This window comes from Streptomyces sp. CBMA156 (assembly GCF_014596515.1).
Taxonomy (GTDB): domain Bacteria; phylum Actinomycetota; class Actinomycetes; order Streptomycetales; family Streptomycetaceae; genus Kitasatospora.
In genome coordinates, this window is the sequence record NZ_MSJQ01000028.1 from 1 (window position 1) to 16030 (window position 16030).

The 16030-nt window shown below is 73.5% G+C and carries 14 protein-coding genes; 7 read left to right on the forward strand and 7 right to left on the reverse strand.

The window, feature by feature from the left end:
- Positions 1-607 (forward strand): CAP domain-containing protein (locus BU198_RS01780; protein WP_188295026.1); only part of this gene is annotated, 607 nt, incomplete at its 5' end.
- 87 nt (positions 608-694) lie between these two features.
- On the opposite strand, the gene BU198_RS01785 is transcribed toward BU198_RS01780, so the two are convergent.
- Both BU198_RS01785 and BU198_RS01790 read right to left on the reverse strand, forming a co-directional pair.
- Positions 695-928: a hypothetical protein gene (locus BU198_RS01785; RefSeq protein WP_188295027.1), complete on the reverse strand. Its 234-nt coding sequence runs from the start codon at positions 926-928 to the stop codon at positions 695-697.
- Positions 929-988: 60 nt separating this feature from the next.
- The gene (locus BU198_RS01790) at positions 989-2194 is read right to left on the reverse strand and encodes an acetyl-CoA carboxylase biotin carboxylase subunit family protein (protein ID WP_317619917.1); all 1206 of its coding nucleotides are present in this window, start codon (positions 2192-2194) and stop codon (positions 989-991) included.
- Between the two features lie 443 nt (positions 2195-2637).
- On the opposite strand from BU198_RS01790, the gene BU198_RS01795 reads away from it, so the two are divergent.
- The 3 genes from BU198_RS01795 (at position 2638) to BU198_RS01805 (ending at position 6589) form a co-directional block, all read left to right on the forward strand.
- On the forward strand, positions 2638-3861 hold the full coding sequence (locus BU198_RS01795) for an ATP-grasp domain-containing protein (RefSeq protein ID WP_188295029.1): 1224 nt from the start codon (positions 2638-2640) through the stop codon (positions 3859-3861).
- Between the two features lie 131 nt (positions 3862-3992).
- Positions 3993-5207 (forward strand): MFS transporter, encoded by a 1215-nt coding sequence (locus BU198_RS01800; RefSeq protein ID WP_223243794.1) that lies wholly within the window; start codon positions 3993-3995, stop codon positions 5205-5207.
- A 128-nt stretch (positions 5208-5335) separates the two neighbouring features.
- Positions 5336-6589 carry an ATP-grasp domain-containing protein gene (locus tag BU198_RS01805; RefSeq protein WP_188295030.1) on the forward strand — a complete coding sequence of 418 codons (1254 nt, stop codon included), beginning with the start codon at positions 5336-5338 and terminating at the stop codon, positions 6587-6589.
- Positions 6590-6844: 255 nt separating this feature from the next.
- Here the strand turns inward: BU198_RS01805 and BU198_RS01810 are convergent, their stop codons facing one another.
- A complete protein-coding gene (locus BU198_RS01810; RefSeq protein WP_188295031.1) occupies positions 6845-8383 on the reverse strand; it encodes a M1 family metallopeptidase in 1539 nt (512 codons plus the stop codon).
- Between the two features lie 336 nt (positions 8384-8719).
- Between BU198_RS01810 and BU198_RS01815 the strand changes: the two genes are divergently transcribed.
- Entirely contained in the window at positions 8720-9622 is a 903-nt protein-coding gene (locus BU198_RS01815) for a carbohydrate kinase (RefSeq protein ID WP_317619919.1), read from the forward strand.
- Between the two features lie 45 nt (positions 9623-9667).
- Here BU198_RS01815 and BU198_RS01820 read toward each other — a convergent pair whose 3' ends face one another.
- From BU198_RS01820 to BU198_RS01835, 4 genes are read right to left on the reverse strand one after another with little or no spacing between them, the layout of a single operon-like run.
- Positions 9668-11152, reverse strand: coding sequence for an AMP-binding protein (locus tag BU198_RS01820; RefSeq protein WP_188295033.1), 1485 nt, complete (start codon positions 11150-11152; stop codon positions 9668-9670).
- The gene (locus BU198_RS01825; protein ID WP_188295034.1) at positions 11149-12372 is read right to left on the reverse strand and encodes a thiolase family protein; all 1224 of its coding nucleotides are present in this window, start codon (positions 12370-12372) and stop codon (positions 11149-11151) included. Before BU198_RS01825 ends, BU198_RS01820 begins: the two co-directional genes overlap by 4 nt.
- Entirely contained in the window at positions 12369-13301 is a 933-nt protein-coding gene (locus BU198_RS01830) for a fumarylacetoacetate hydrolase family protein (RefSeq protein ID WP_188295035.1), read from the reverse strand. The genes BU198_RS01825 and BU198_RS01830 overlap by 4 nt, the downstream gene beginning before the upstream one ends.
- Positions 13302-13344: 43 nt before the next feature.
- The gene (locus tag BU198_RS01835; protein WP_188295036.1) at positions 13345-14136 is read right to left on the reverse strand and encodes a cyclase family protein; all 792 of its coding nucleotides are present in this window, start codon (positions 14134-14136) and stop codon (positions 13345-13347) included.
- Positions 14137-14276: 140 nt separating this feature from the next.
- Here BU198_RS01835 and BU198_RS01840 point away from each other — a divergent pair, with 140 nt between their 5' ends.
- The gene (locus BU198_RS01840) at positions 14277-14885 is read left to right on the forward strand and encodes a TetR/AcrR family transcriptional regulator (RefSeq protein WP_188295037.1); all 609 of its coding nucleotides are present in this window, start codon (positions 14277-14279) and stop codon (positions 14883-14885) included.
- 106 nt (positions 14886-14991) lie between these two features.
- A complete protein-coding gene (locus BU198_RS01845) occupies positions 14992-15603 on the forward strand; it encodes a GNAT family N-acetyltransferase (protein WP_188295038.1) in 612 nt (203 codons plus the stop codon).
- The last annotated feature ends 427 nt before the right edge of the window (positions 15604-16030 follow it).

A 16030-nucleotide genomic window follows, 5' to 3' on the forward strand; every position in this document is an offset into this window, starting at 1 on the left:
GCCGCAGGGCGGCGAGCCGCCGCGGACGACGGCACCGGAGCCGACCGCCCCGGCCGCCGCGCAGGACACCCAGCCGACCGCGGCCCAGGACACCCCGACGCCCGCCGTCGCGCCCGTCGGGGTCGCTCCCACACCGGTGCCGACTCCGACCGCGGCGGCGAGCCCGACAACGACGCCGACACCCTCGCCGACCGCGACCCGCACCGTCTCGCCGCTGCCCAACCCGGAACGCCAACTGGTGGACCTGGTCAACGCCGAGCGCGGCAAGGCGGGTTGTGCGCCCCTGCGGATCGACCCGCGGCTGCACAGCTCCGCCCAGAAGCACGCGGACGACATGGCCACCCGGGGCTTCTTCGACCACGTCAACCCGGACGGCGTCCGCGCCGAGGCCCGGATCACCGGTGCCGGCTACCGCTGGTCCCAGTGGGGCGAGAACCTCGACCGGGGCCCGGCCACCCCGGCCGCGGTCTTCGCCCGCTGGATGGACGGCGGAATCCACCAGTCCAACATGCTCGACTGCGGCTTCAAGGACATCGGCGTCGGCTTCGCCACCAGCCCGGCCGGCACCCCGTACTGGACCCAGGACCTCGGAGCCCCGATGTCCTGAGTACCGGACAGGACAGCACCGGACAGGGCAGGACGGAAAAGGACAGGACGGGAGCAGGACGGAACAGTGGCGAACGGGCCCGCGGGACTACGCCGGAGTGACCCCGACCAGGCCGTCCGCCGACCCGGTCACGAAGCCCGTGGCCTGCCCGAAGACGCCGCCCGCGTCACCGACCTGCCCCGGCAGGTCCGGAGAACTGCTCAGCGGACCGGGCAGCCCCTCCTGCCCGCCCACGGCACTGGCGTGCGCACTCGGCGCGGTGAGGGAGGCCACGACACCGACGGCGAGCGAGGCGACGGCGAGCATGCTGCGCTTCTTCATGGCCGGTCCAACGACGCTGCGCCGGAAGGGTTACGGCTGCCGCCTCCTCCGGCAGCGCCGTCACGCCTCGGGCCGCCGTGGTGCGATGCGGAAGTCGAGCGCGCCCAGGACGGTCGCCGTCCGGGCCCGCAACTGCGCCTCCGAGTCGGCGGTGATCACGAAGCGGAGGAAGTAGTTCTCCTTCTCCAGGCTCGTCACCTGGTAGCCGTCGACGACCTCGGCGTCGATGACGCCGGCCAGCGCGCGCAGATCGTCCTCCGTGGTCCTGACGGCGACGGTGCCGAGCTCCTCGGCTTCCAGATCGACCCAGCCGATGATCGGCAGGGCGCGGAGCGGGTCCGGTCGCTCCGCCGGGACGGTGAAGTCGCCCAGGGACATGGAGACGACCGTCTCGAACGGGTCGATTCCGCTGCTCTCGCGGATCACCGTGGGATACATCCCGCCCCCGGGGCGCGGATTGATCTCCACGAGCTCCGTCCGGCCGTCCGGGGTCGAACGGCCCTCGACGTGCAGCCAGAGCTGGTCGAGGCCGAGGTCGGCGCAGAGGGCGCCGATCGTCGCGCTCAGGACGCGCACACCCTCGCGCACGTGGTCCTGCTGGGGCGGATGGATCCGGAGCCCCGCGTCGTGGTGTCTGATCTCGTCGTGTTCGGGTTTCTCGACGGCCAGGACCGGGTGGAAGCGGCCGCCGACGACGAGGCCGTCCACGGAGAACTCGATGCCGGGCAGGTACTCCTCGGCGATCATCTCGGTGTCGGCCTCGCCGAGTTCGGCCAGCAGGCGCCGATGGGCGAGGAGGGCGTCGGGGTCGTTCACCCGGTAGACCAGCCAGGAGGCCGCGGACTCACGCGAGGGCTTGACGATGGCGGGGAAGAAGTCCACCGCCGCCAGGTCGTCGGAGAAGCGGACGGCGGACAGCCCGAGCGTCCGCATGCGGTCCCTGACCAGGTACTTGCTGGCCAGCACGTCGAGGCCGGCGCGGGGGCCGGGCAGGCCGTAGTGCGCGACCACGGCGGTCTGCCAGGGGATCAACGGCTCGACCATGTTGACGACGGCGACGGGTTCGATGCCGCGCCGGTCGAGCCGGGCGACGAGCGCCGCCACGTCCTCGCTGTCCCAGTCGAGGACCAGGTGGTCGTCGCACCTGTCGCGATTGCGGTCGTCGGGAAGGCAGGACACCAGCACCGACCGCAGCCCGCGGGCCCGGAGCCGGTCGGCGACGAGACCGACGTTCCTGACACTCGGCCACTTGGAGAAGACGAGCACGGATTTCACTGTGAGCACTCCGTTATCAGACGTCGGCGGCATTGACCGGACCGCCGATGGTGGAAGAACGCGAGATACCCCCGTGCCGAGCCGGTCGAGTTCCAGCCGTCCGCTCCCGGTGGGGAGGGCGTGCGAGACCGGCCGGATCCTGTCCAGGACATCCGGACCAACATCAACACTGGCAGAAGCCGCGGGCGCGCAGAAGTAAGCGGATCGCTTAGTCCCGGCGGGGCGATGTCAACGTGGCGCTTACGAGGAATGAACTTCCCGTGGACGCAGGTGAAGTCGGCGTGGTCATACCGTGCCTTTCGACGCGGCAGACCGGTCGTTCCGGTCACCGGGCCGGCGCGCCGGACGCGCCAGGCGTACGTGGGCGCTCCCGAACGGCAAGGAACTCCTCACAGCCCGAATCCGGCCAATCCGTTATGCGTTGGGGAGAAGAGATGACTGATCCGCAGGGTGTGCTCCTCGTCCTGGGAAGCGGCTACCAGCAGTTCCGCGAGTACCTGATCGCCTCGGCCTCCCAGCGCAGCGAGATCTGGCTGTTCGACTCCGAGGAGCCGACCTGGCAGACCCCCCACCTCGCCGGATCCACCGTCCTGGACATCTTCGACCCGGAGACGGTCGCCCGCGCCGCCCGTGAACTGGCCGCCCGCCGCCCCGTGCGCGGCGTGTACTGCTACCACGAGGCCAGCATCCTCGCCGCCGCCCGCGCCGCCGCCGAGCTCGGGGTGCCCGGCCCCACGCCGCAGGCCGTGGCCGCGGTGCGGGACAAGAGCGTGACCAGGGAGCTGCTCACCCAGGCCGGCATCCGCCAGCCCGTGGTGGCCCTGGTGACGTCGCCGGAGGAGATCGAGGACGTCGCCCGCCGGGTCGGCTACCCGCTGGTGCTCAAGCCGCGCAGCATGGGCGCGAGCCAGGGCGTCGTGAAGGTCTCGGCCAGGGAGGACATCGCCCCGGCCCTGGAGATCACCCGGTCGGCGGGGCAGGCCGGGATGGTCAACCACGCCGAGGTGCTCGTCGAGGAGTTCCTCACCGGGCCCGAGATCAGCGTCGACGCGGCCGTGTTCGAGGGCGAGTACCTGCCGTACCTGATCGCCCGCAAGCAGCTGGGCAGCGAACCGTACTTCGAGGAGGTCGGCCACACCGTCCACGCCGACGACCCGCTCTTCGCGGACGAGGAGCTGTGGAAGATGCTCGCCGAGACCCACCGGGCCCTCGGCTGGACCCACGGCATGACCCACACCGAGGTCAAGCTCACCCCGGACGGGTACGTGGTCGTCGAGGTCAACGGACGCCTCGGCGGCGACCTCATCCCCTACCTGGGGCGGATCGCGACCGGCGTCGACTCCGGCCTGGTCCAGGCGGACGTGTCGTTCGGCAGCCGCCCGGACCTCACCCGGAGCCGGAACTCGGCGGCCGCGATCCGCTTCCTCTGCCCGCCCTCGAACTGCACGGTGACCAGGCTGGAGATGCCCGGCGCCGACCCCGAAGCCGGGCTGTACGAGTCGGTGGCCCTGGCCGGCCCCGGCACCCGGATGCTGATGCCGCCCGACGGGTACTTCGCCCGCTACGGATTCCTCATCGCCCGGGCCGACAGCCCGCAGGAGTGCCAGGCCGTGCTGGACCGCGCCGAGGCGGGCGTCGTCTTCGAGTACGAACTCTGAACCGGGCCCGCAGAGGCACCCGGAACGCGAGACCACGGGAGGACACCGTCAGCACCTCGGCCCCGGACCAACCGCAGGGTGATCGGGTCAAGCGATCCGACTCCCCCCGGCGGACACCCGACTTCCGCGCGCTGCTCACCTCGTTCGCACTCAGCCAGCTCGCCACCAACATCAGCTACGTCGCCGTGCCGCTGGCGGCCGTCGAGGCCCTCGGCGCCGGCCCCGGCCAGGTCGGTGCGCTCGCGAGCCTGAGCAGCGTCGCCTTCCTGCTCATCGGCCTCCCGGCCGGCGCGTGGGTGGACCGGCTCGACCACCGGCGGATACTGATCGCGGCGGACCTTTGCCGGGCCCTGCTGTTCGCCACCCTGCCGCTGGCCTGGTGGCTGGACACGCTCACCCTCGGCCACCTCTACGCGATCGTCCTGCTGAACGGCTGCGCCACCGTCTTCTTCGACGTGGGGTCGCAGAGCGTGCTGCCCTCGATCGTCGGCCGGGACGGCCTGATCCGGGCGAACACCGACATCAACACGCTGCTCGCGCTGGGCAACATGGCCGGCCGGAGCGCGGGTGGCGCACTCGTCGCGCTGCTCACCGCTCCCGTCACCCTCGTGGTCACCGCCGGAGCGTACCTGGCCTCGGGGCTGCGGCTGACAAGCATCCGCCGCACGGCGAGGGAGACGCCTCCCGGCCGCACCGGGGCCGTCTCGTTGCGGGCACAGATCGGCGAGGGGGTGCGCCACGTCTTCGGCAGCGGGCACCTTCGGGCACTCGCGCTCTCGGCGACCCTGGTGAACCTGGGTTCGGCCATGGTCACCGCCATGCTCCCCATCGTGTTCGTCCGTGAACTCGGCCTGTCGTCGGCGGCGTTCGGCCTCTTCGGGGCGGTCGGCGGGGTGGCCGTCCTCTGTGGGGCCCGCTCCGCTCGGCCCCTCGCCGGTCGTTTCGGCTACGGACGCACCCTCGCCGTCGGCGGCCTGTACCTGGCACCGGCCGGGCTGCTGGTGCCACTGATCGACCGGGGTCCGTGGCTGCTCCTGGCCGGAGCGGGCTGGTTCACGTACATCTTCAAGATGGGCATGGACAACGTTCTCGGCGTCACCCTGCGCCAGCGGATGACCCCCGACGCACTGCTCGGCCGGATGATCGCCACGTTCAGGTTCCTGCTGACCGGAGCGCTCGCGGTCGGCGCCGGACTCTCCGGCCTGCTGGGTGAACTGGCCGGTGTGCAGACCGCTCTCTGGGTGGGCGGCGCCCTCGTGTCGACGTCCTTCCTGCCCGTCCTCCTCTCACCCGTCCGGACTCTTCGCGAGCTGCCCGACCAGCAGCCGCAGGGCGAGAAGGTCTAGGAACTCTGCCGGCGACCGGCGAGCGGCGCCGCAACCCGGAGGCGCCCCGTACCTCGCACCCGACTACCCGACGACCCGACGACCTGACCACCCGACGACCTGACCACCCGACCACCCGTGGAGCACAGATGACCGACAACTCTTCCCCGCAGCTCCTCTTCGTCGGCGGAGCCGGGATCTTCGGGCTCACCGTCGACGTCGCCGAGCAGGCGGTCCACCAGGCCCGCAAGCGCGGCATGACCGTGCACGTGACGAACCACGCGGCCACCCTCGCCACGACACCGACCATCACCGAACTCGTCGACGCCACATCGGTCGTGGACTTCGAGGAGCGCGGCGTGACCGCGGCCTGGGCGCGCGAGCAGGTCGCGGCGGGCAACAGGTTCGACGTGGTGTTCGGTCTGCGGGAGCTGGCCCTGGAGACGGTCGCCGAGACCGCGGCCGCGGTGGGCGCGCCCGGGAACCCGCCGGAGGCGGTGCGGCGGATCCGCACGAAGGACGAGGCGCGGGCCGCCCTGGCCGCCGCGGGCTTCCTCCAGCCGCGGTTCCGGGTGTGCGAGGACGCCGGGGCGGCGCACGAGTTCCTCGCGCAGTCCACCGGGCCCTGGGTGGTCAAGCCGCGCGACATGTGGGGCAGCGAGGGCGTGACCCGGATCGAGAGCCCGGAGGAGCTGACCGCGGCCCTGGACTTCCTGCCGGACTGGTGCGACGGCACCTTCATCGTCGAGGAGTTCGTGGAGGGCCCCGAGTTCAGCGCGGAGGGCGTCTTCCTCGACGGCGTTCCGCACCTCCTCGCCCTGACCTCCAAGGAACTGCTCCCGCCGCCGAACTTCTTCGAGATCGAGTACGTCATCCCCGCGATCCTCCCGGAGCACTCCGCGAAGGAGATCGAACGGGAAGTCGTCGCCGGCCTCACCGCGCTGGGGCTGACCCACGGGCAGTTCCACGTCGAACTGTGGCTGACCGAACGCGGCGTCGTCCTGGGCGAGTCCCACGTGCGCAACGGCGGCGGCTGGATCCACCGGATGCTGGCCCACGCCATCCCTGACCTGGAGTGGTTCGGCCTGGTCTACGACGACGCGTTGGGCAACCCGATCGACAAGGCGGCCCTCCGCCCGACCCGAGGCGCGGCGATCCGCTTCCTCACCCCGCAGCCCGGCCGTCTGGTGGCGGTCGAGGGCTGGGAGGAGGTGCTGGCCCACCCGAGTGTGCTCCGCGCGGAACTCACCGTCGGCCCGGGCGACATCATCAACCCGCACCGTTCGGTCAGCAACCGGATCGGCCTGATCGCGGTCGGCGCGGACACCCCGGAGGAGGCCCAGGCGCTGGCGCGCACCCTGGAGGCCTCCGTCCGCTTCACCGTGGATCCGGCAGCGGGCTGACCGAGGCCTCGGCCTCCCTGACGGCGGCCCCACCGCGCTCGTGCCGCGGTGGGGCCGCCGTCAGGCATGTCCGGGGCCGGGACGGGACGCGCGGAGACGTTGGACGGCCCGCGAGCCGACCGGGACTCGGCCGGGCGGCGGGCGGGCCGTGGTATCCACCATGGCCCCACCCGCCCCTGTCGGTCAGGGGCGTGCGGGGGGCGGCCGGACGCACGGCGACGCGCCGGGCGTGCACCAGCAGTCCCAGCCGCGCCGTCAGAGCGTCCCGGAGCCGTGCGCCACCGCCGGCCCGCCCGCCACCGCGGCCCCGCCCTCCGCAGCCGGCGCCCCCGGAGCGGCCCCGGCCATGCCCACCGGGTTCACCACCCAGTCCGGATGTCCCGGCATCGGCGGCGTCCGCATCCCGTACAGCCAGTCCTCCAGGAAGCCCCGCAGGTCCTGCCCGGACACCTCGGAGGCCGTCCGCACGTAGTCGTCGGTGTTCGCGTTCCCGTGCCGGTGCCGGTCCAGGAAGACGCGCTCGATCCGGTCGAAGGCGGCCGCCCCGACCTTCTCCCGCAGGGCGAACAGCACCAGGGCGCCGCCCGTGTACCGCTGGCTGTCGAAGAGGTCGGCGGCGGTGGGGGAGGCGACCGGCCCCGAGTCGTGCCGCCACTGGTCGCCCAGCCCGTAGAGGTAACGCATCCGGTCGGTCAGCGTGGTGTAGCCCCAGGCGTCCGGCCAGCCGCGCTCGTAGCGGTACGCGAGGCCGTAGAAGTCGGCGTGGCCCTCGTTGAGCCAGAGGTCGGACCACCCGGCCGGGGTGACGCTGTCGCCGAACCAGGAGTGGACCAGCTCGTGCATCATGTGCGAGCCGATCGCGGACTCGGGCCGGCGCAGGAAGTCGGGCTTGTAGAGGGTGAGGGTCTGGGTCTCCAGACCGGTGAAGGCGAACGCGTCAGGATCGTCGCTGTTGGCGGGCAGGAGGCCGTAGGTCTCGAACGGGAACGGCCCCAGGTGCGCCTCGGCCCAGGCGAGTTGACCGGGGGTGAGGGCGAGCGCGGGCTCCAGTTCGGCGGCGCGGGCGACGGGCACGACGTCGCGCAGCGGCAGGCCGTGCGGTCCGGTGCGCTCGCGCACGGTGTAGTCGCCGACCGAGACCTGCACCAGCTCGGTGGCCATCGGCTCGCGGGAGACGTACCGGCGGGTGGTGCGGCCGTCGCCGGGGTGCTCGGTGGCCGCCAACTCCCCGTTGGCGACGCCCAGGAGGGCGTCCGGCGCGGTCACCGCGATGGTGAAAGCGGCCTTGTCGCTCGGATGGTCGTTGCACGGGAACACGGTGTGCGCGCTGTTCGGCTGCCCGGCCACCGCGAAGCCGTCCGGGGTCGGGACCCAGCCGGTGTGCGGCAGCCGGGCCCGCGGGTCGGCCGAGTACTCGACGGTCAGCCGGGTGACGACGCCGGGGCGGAACGCCCCGGCCGGGGTGACCGTCAGCTTCTCGTCGTGGGTCGTGAAGCCGGCCGGCCGGTTGTCGACCCGTACGGCGCGCACGGTCAGCCCGAGCGCGTCCAACTCCAGCCGGGCCAGCGGGCGGTCGGGCCGTACGGTGATCACCGCCGTGCCGTCCACCGTCCGGCTGTCGGCCCGGTAGTCGAAGGCCAGGTCGTACCGCAGCGCCCGGTACCCGGTGTTCCCGAGCGAGGGGAAGACCGGATCGCCCAGCCCGTCGGCGGCACCGGCCGTCGGCACGCTCGCCGACAGCAGCACCGCGCTGAGCGCGAGCGACGGGACGAGACCGGCACGGGGCTTGAACAAGGGGGATCACCGCACTTCACGAGCGGGAGCGGACGCGGGAGCCGTCCGGAGCAGGAAGACAGACCCTAGTGGACGGCCGGAACCGCGCGGGCGCGATCCGCGTGATCCACGCGATCCGACGACACGCCGTGGTCCCCCGGACGGCCCACGGTGATGGCGGCGCGCGCACGGGCCGTCTAACGTCGGGAGTGCTTCGCCCCCTGACGGACGGAGCCACGGCCGTCGGAGAACCTGGCCAGGTCCGGCGGCCGTACTTCGCTGCCCTGGCGCCGCACGGCGGACGCACCCCGTAGGCTGGCGGCCGAGCCGCCCGCGTACCGGATGCCAGGAGCCGCCGTGACCCGCCCAGCTTCACCCGTTCTGGTGATCGGCGAGTGCGTCGCCGATATCGTCCGATCGGGTGAGGGCCCGGACCGGGTGCACCCCGGCGGCAGCCCCGCGAACGTCGCGTACGGTCTGGCCCGGCTGGGCCGCCCGGTCACGCTGCTCACCGAGCTCGGGCCGGACGCCAACGGCCGGCTGATCCGGGAGCACCTGGAGTCGGCGGGGGTGCTGGTCCGGGCCGCCGAGGCCGCGCGGACGCCCTCGGCGGTGGTGGAGCTGGACGGGCAGGGGCGGGCCCGGTACACCTTCGACATCCGCTGGACGCTCCCGCCGGCCGAGCTCACCGAGCCGCCCGCGGCGATCCACCTCGGCTCGATCGCCGCGGTCACCGATCCCGGCGCGGCCTCGGTCCTGGCCCTGGTGGAGCACCTGCACGGCCGGACGCCGATCAGTTACGACCCGAACGTGCGCCCCGCGCTGATGGGGGACCGGGCCGGGGCCGTCCGCCGGGTCGAGCGCTGCGTGGCGCTGAGCGACCTGGTCAAGGCCAGTGACGAGGACCTGGCCTGGCTCTACCCCGGCGAACGGCCCGAGGCGGTCGCCGAGCGCTGGCTGGCCCTCGGCCCCTCGGTGGTCGCTGTCACCCTCGGCGCCGAGGGCGCGTTCGCCCGTACCGCCGAGGGCGGACGCGTCGCGGCCCCGGCCGTACCGGTGCCGGTCGCGGACACCGTCGGCGCCGGCGACTCCTTCATGGCCGCCTTCCTGCACGCCCGCGCGGGCGGCGCCGACCTGTCCGCCTGCCTCACCCGTGCCGTCACGGCGGCCGCCCTGACCGTCGCCCGCCCGGGCGCCAACCCGCCCTCGGCGGCCGAACTCGCGGCCGCCCTGGCGGAAGCGGACGGACGGGAGTCCTGAGCCGGCTGCTCCTCCTCCGGGGCGCGGGCCTGAACTCCCTTCCGGTCAGGGCTGGTTGCGGAGCCTCCTCCTGTCGATCTTGCCCAGGGCGGTGAGCGGCAGCGCGTCGGCGAGGTGGAGCCGCTTCGGCACCCAGAGGGTGCCCCTGTGGGCGCGGACGTGGTCCATCAGCTCGGCGGGGGTGGCGTGCTGTCCTGGGCGCAGCACCACGGTGGCGGTGACGGCCTCGCCCCAGCGCGGGTCGGGTGTGCCGTAGACGGCGCAGGCGGCGACGGCCGGATGGGTGGCGAGGGCGTCCTCGACCTCGCGCGGGTAGACGTTGAACCCGCCGGTGATGATGGTGTCCTTGATCCGGTCGATGATCGTGATCAGGCCGTCGTCGTCCCTGCGGGCGACGTCCCCGGTGCGCAGCCAGCCGCCTTCGAGCACGGCCGCGGTCTGCTCGGGCCTGTTCCAGTAGCCGTCCATCACGAGCGGGCCCCGGACGCACAGTTCGCCCGGTTCGCCGACCGGCACTTCGCGGTCGTGCGGGTCGCGCAGGGTGATCTCCACACCGGGCATCGGCCGGCCGCAGCTGCCCAGGACGGTCGGGTCGTCGCGGTGTTCGGCCGGGTCCAGGACGGTCAGCGCGTTGGGGGCCTCGGCCTGGCCGTAGTGCTGGCTGAGCACGGGGCCGAGGAGCCGGTGGGCCTGGGCGAGCCGGGCCGGGTCGGCGGGTGCGGCGCCGTACAGGACCCAGTTCAGCCCCGACAGGTCGGCCGCGGGGAGCCGGGGGTGGTCGAGCAGGGCGTAGAGCATCGTGGGGACGACGAACGTGGCGCTCACGCCGTCGTGTTCGATCGCGTCGACGACGCGGTCCGGCTCGAAGGAGGGGTGCAGGTCGAAGCCGGCGCCGCGCAGCAGGCCGGGTGCGACGAGGAGGCCGGCGGCGTGCGACATGGGGGTGGTGATCAGGAAACGGGTGTCCGGCGGCCAGGACCAGGTGGCGCAGGCCCAGGCGTTGGCGAGCAGGGAACGGTCGCGCAGCATCACGCCCTTGGGCTCGCCGGTGGTGCCGCCGGTGTAGAAGAGGTAGAGGGCGGGGCCGCGGGGGTCGTCGGGGCCGGGGGCCGTGTCGGCGGCGAGGCGGTCGAGTTCGGCGAGGGTGATCGTCGCGGTGCCGTCGGGGCGGGCCCGGGAGGCGAAGCGGGTGTCGTCCACGACCAGGTGGCCGGAGGCGCTGTCGCGCAGGACGGTCCGGTCGGTGTCCGCGGTGGCCAGCGGGTGCAGGGCGGTGTAGCGCAGTCCGGCCAGGCAGGCGGCGGCCATGACGGTGAACGCCTGCGGCGTCGGGCCGCACAGCAGGGCGATCCCGTCGCCGGGCGCCAGGCCCAGTCGTCCGAACGCGGCCGCGGTGCGTTCGATCCGCTCCGCGGTCTCGCGGTAGGTCCAGGTGTGCTTCGTCCCGTCGTCGCCGGTGAAGCGGAAGGCGGTGCGCTCGGGCCGCCTGCGCAGCGCGGTGAGGATCAGGTCCGCGTAGCCGGGTCTCATCGGGTCCTCCCCAGGATGGTCACGGCGGCCACCGCCTCCTCGATTCCGTAGAGGCCGCCGCCGTTCTCGGCGACGGCGATGCGCGCGCCGGGGACCTGGCGCGCGCCCGCCCGGCCGCGCAGCTGTGTGACCAGTTCGAAGACCTGGGCCAGTCCGGTGGCGGACACCGGGTGGCCGCGCGATTCGAGTCCTCCCGAGGGGTTCACCGGAAGGGCGCCGCCGAGCGCGCTCGCGCCCGAGGCCGACCACCGGCCGCCGTCGCCGATCGGACAGAAGCCCAGGTTCTCGGCCTGCTGGATCTCGCCGAAGGCGGTGGCGTCGTGGACCTCCGCCACGTCGACGTCGCGCGGGCCGAGGCCGGCCCTCTCGTAGGCGGCGAGCGCGGCCCGGCGGCCGATGTGCTGTCCGACGTCGTCCGCCGCCCGGTCGGTGCCGGACAGCAGGACACTGCCCAGGACGGCCACGGCCGAGTCGTCGTGGGGGAAGTCGGCCCTCGTCACGACGGCGGCGGCGGCCCCGTCGCTGACCGGTGAGCACATCGGCACCGTCAGCGGCCACGCCACCCGCCGGGCCGCCAGGACCTCGTCCGTGGTGAACGGCCGGCGGAAGTGGGCCCGGGGGTTGTGGACGGAGTGGGCGTGGTTCTTCGCCGAGACGGCGGCCAGGTGGGCTTCGGTGGTGCCGAAGCGCTGCATGTGGGCGCGGGCCAGGGAGGCGTAGATCTCCATGAACACCGACCGGTCGCCGTCCACGCGGAGTTCGGGCGGCAGCGGTTCGGACAGGGCGGCGAGCGCGGCGAGGGTCGGCTCGCGGTGGGCGACGTCCATGGCGCCGTCGAACACCGCGAGCCCCTGGGCGGGGTCGGCGCAGACGAGCTTGTCCACGCCGACGGCGAGGGCGACGTCCGACAGCCCCGACCGGACGTGGGCGATCGCCAGCCACAAGGCGGTCGCACCGCCCGCGCAGGCGTTCTCGACGTTCACCACGGGCACGCCGGCGAAGCCGTGCGGGCGCAGGGCGACCTGGCCGGGGATCATGTGCTGGCCGTCGATCGCCTTCTGGCTGACCGTGGCGTGGAAGACGGCGCCGACGTCGGCCGGGGTGAGTCCGGCGTCGTGCAGCGCCTCGTGGGCGGCGAGGCCGGCGAGGTCGCCGGCACTGTGGTCGAGGCGGCCGAAGCGGGTGCTGCCGACGCCGAGGACGAGTGCTTCGCGGTTCATGACACCACCCGGTTGCGCAGCACGCCCAGGCCGGAGACCTCGAGTTCGACGGTGTCCCCGGGTTCCAGGAAGCGGCCGTGCTCCAGTCCGCAGCCGGTCGCCACGGTGCCGGAGCCCAGGACCTCGCCCGCGTGCAGCCGGGTCGACCGGGAGGCGAAGGCGATCATGTCGGCGAAGCTGTGGTGCATGTCGGCGGAGGTGCCGCGGCTGACCTCCTCGCCGTTGATGCGTGCGGTCATGGTGAGCCGGTACGGGTCGCCGACCTCGTCGGTGGTGACGATCCACGGGCCGAGGACGTTCGAGCCGGTGAAGTCCTTGCTCTTGCTCAGGCCCAGCCCGGTGGCGATCTCCTCCAGCTGGGTGTCGCGGGCGCTGAAGTCGTTGAAGATCGTGTAGCCGAAGACGTGGGACGGGGCGTCGGCCACGGGGATGTCCGTGCCGCCGCGGCCGAGCACGCAGGCGAACTCCAGCTCGTAGTCCCGTACCGAGGAGTACGCGGGCCAGTGGATGTCGCTGTCGTGGCCGGTCACGGAGAGCCGGTTGGTCAGGTAGTACAGCGGCCGTTCGAGCATGACGGCGGGCAGCTCGACCCGGTCGGCCGGGATGCGGTGGATCCGGGCGCGGGCGTTGCGGAAGTGGTCCGGGAAGGCGCCGAAGTCCCGGATCTGTACGGGTCTGGGCAGCGGGGACAGCCAGCGCACCTCGGACGCGGTGACGACGGCCTCGGACGGCGCCTGCGCGGCGAGCCGCTCCAGGGTCTGCCGCACGGGTTCGCCGCCGTCGATGACGGCCTGCATGGTGGCCAGCGCGGGGGAGTGCCCGCCGGTCGCCAGGCGGTGGGCGCGGTCGAGCAGCAGGAGGTGCTCGCCCTGGTCGAGGACGAGTGCGGTGCGCTCGGCTCCCTCGTGTTCCACGGTCGCGAGTTTCACGGTCGGTTCCTCTTCTCGGGAGGGGGCGGTCGGCGGGGCGGGGTCAGACGAAGGCCACGACGCGGGCCGGGGCGGCGCTGGCGCGGGCGAGCTTGATCGGGAAGAACGCCACCCGGAATCCGGAGGGGGGCAGCGCGGCGAGGTTCGTCAGCTGCTGGACGATGAAGACCTCCCGCTCGCGGCCGGCCCGGTGGCCGTCCCACAGCACGGCGTTGTCTCCGCCGTCGCGGAATCTGGCGGCCATCACGGGGAAGCTCAGGTCCCAGCCGGCGGCGTCGGTGCCGAGGACCTTGGCCCCGAGACCGGCCAGGTGGAGCGTCGACTCGCGGCTCATCCCCGGGTAGCGGAAGAACTCCGGGTCGGACAGCCCGTACCGCTCCTGGCCGGTGCGCAGGAGGACCGCGCCGCCGGCCGGGACCGGGGCGCCGTTGGCGGCGAGGGCGGACTCCAGGGCCTCGACGGTGATCGGGGTGTCGGGCTCGCACCACTCCCGCAGGTCCAGTACCAGGGCCTCGCACCACAGCTCGTCCAGGGCGATGTCGGTGATGGTGCGGGCCGGCCTGCCTTCGCAGGTCGAGCCGTAGTGCAGCGGGGCGTCGACGTGGGTGCCGAGGTGGGAGTTGAAGTCGGTGAGCAGTTCCGCACCCCAGCCCTCGCCGTCCGGCAGGTCCTCGACACCGCAGTGCATGGCGGCGGCGAACTGCTCGCGGCCCTCGCCGGCCGGGTGGGCGTAGGCCACCGAGGGCGCGATCACCGGGGCGAGCGGACGCAGCTGTTCGGGGAGCAGGTCGCGGTCGGCGGGGTCCAGCGCCCTGGTCAGGTCGATCAGTTCCATGACGGGTCCTCCTTGGTTATTGGACGCTCAGCATAGAACTGGACTGCTAGCATAGGCAAGGGATTCGCCGCCCGGTGCCGACTGGTCGGCGTGACAGGATCGGCCGCGTCAGGCAGTCGCGACATTGGGAAGGACACCGCGTGGGTGGGACCCGAAAGCAGGAGATCTCCGCCGAGACCCAGCGCCGGCTGGTGGCCGCCGCCTGGGAACTCGCCGCCGAGGGCGGGGCCGCCGCGGCCTCCGTCCAGGCCGTGGCGGAGCGCTCCGGCATCAGCCGGGGCTCCGTGGCCTGGCACTTCGGTTCGAAGGACGGGCTGCTGAAGGCGGTGGTCGAGGAGGCGTTCCGGTGGGGCGCGGACTTCATGCGCGAACGCCTCGCCGCGGCCGGGCCGGACGCCGGGATCGAGGCGCTGATCGAGGCGAACTTCGCGCTGATGTCCCGGCCGGAGGCGCACATCTTCTCGACGCTCCTGATCGAGGCGGTGAGCCGCGAGTCGGCCCTGCGCGCGACGTACGCCGAGGAGTACGCCAAGATCCGCGGCCTGTACGCCGACCACCTGCGCGCGAGCGGTACGCGCGTCGCCGACCCGGAGGCCGTCGCGGCGGCGCTGCTCGGCGGCACCCTGGGCATCAACATCCAGCACCGCCTGGACCCGGACCTGGACCGCCGGCGGGCCGTGACGGCGATGACGGGCATCTACGCCGACGCGCTGTCCGGCACCGGGCCGGACATCCCGTCCGACAGCTGACCCGCCCCCGCCTCCACGGCGGCGCCCGGCTGACCCGCTCCGGCCACGGCCGCGCGGGTGCCGCGGCGATGCCGGAATCCACCGACGACCCGACCGAGGAAGACCCATGCCGCAGCGTCAGAGTTCCCCCGCCGTCCGCCCCATCGCCGACGCCGACGTCCCCGTCGCGGTCGACACCCTCGCCCGGGCCTTCACCGGCGACCCCTACATCCGCCATGTGATCGCCGCCGACGGCCACCAGGAGCGGATCCGGCGCTTCCAGGAGCTCTGCCTGACCCGCGTCGGGATGGTGTACGGGCGTGTGTGGGTCGCCGACGGGGGCCGTGCCGTCGCCGTCTGGAGCACTCCCGACCTGGACCCCTCGCCCGCCTTCGCCGAGATCGGCCCGCTGCTCGGCGACCTCGCCGGGGACCGGGCCGAGGCCTACGAGGTCGCGGAGCGGGCCGTCGAGCCGTACCGGCCGCAGGAGCCGGCCTGGTTCCTCGACACGGTCGCCGTCGACCCCGAAGCCCAGGGTCGGGGCCTCGGCCGTGCGGTGCTGGCCCCCGGGATCGAGGCGGCCGCACTCGCCGGGTACCCGGCGTTCCTGGAGACCTCCACGGAACGGAACGTCGCGTTCTACCGGCGTCTCGGCTTCGAGGTCACCGCCGAGGTCCCGCTCCCCGACGGCGGCCCCCGCACCTGGTGCATGCGCCGGGACCCCCGGACGGGCGCCTGACCGTACGGCCGGGCAGCCCGAAGGGGCGGAAACGCCCGCGGGGGCTGTCACCCGAAGGCGGTGACGGGGAGGCCCGGCCGCTCGCGGGCCGAGGCAAAGGAACGGCAAGGCCCCGGTGTGTCGCTGCCCCGCGCGGGTGACGTGGGGATTGGTGGTGGTGCACGGCGGGGGAGCAGTGCACTTATGAACAGACCATCAGGTTGTCGTATTGGTGGGGGTCTGAGGGGGAGTCAGCGACGTTCGAGCGGCCGGCGGGCAGGGCTGCTGGCCGCCGTCTGCCTCTCCGCCGTCCTCGCCGGCTGCGCCGGTCCGGCCGTTCCCGTGACGCCGAAGGCGGCCCCCGCCGCCGACGCGAACGCGGCGCCCGCTGCTCCCTCGCAGCCCCAGCAGATGACGCCGTATCCGGTCCCGCAGCCGGTGCCGCCGG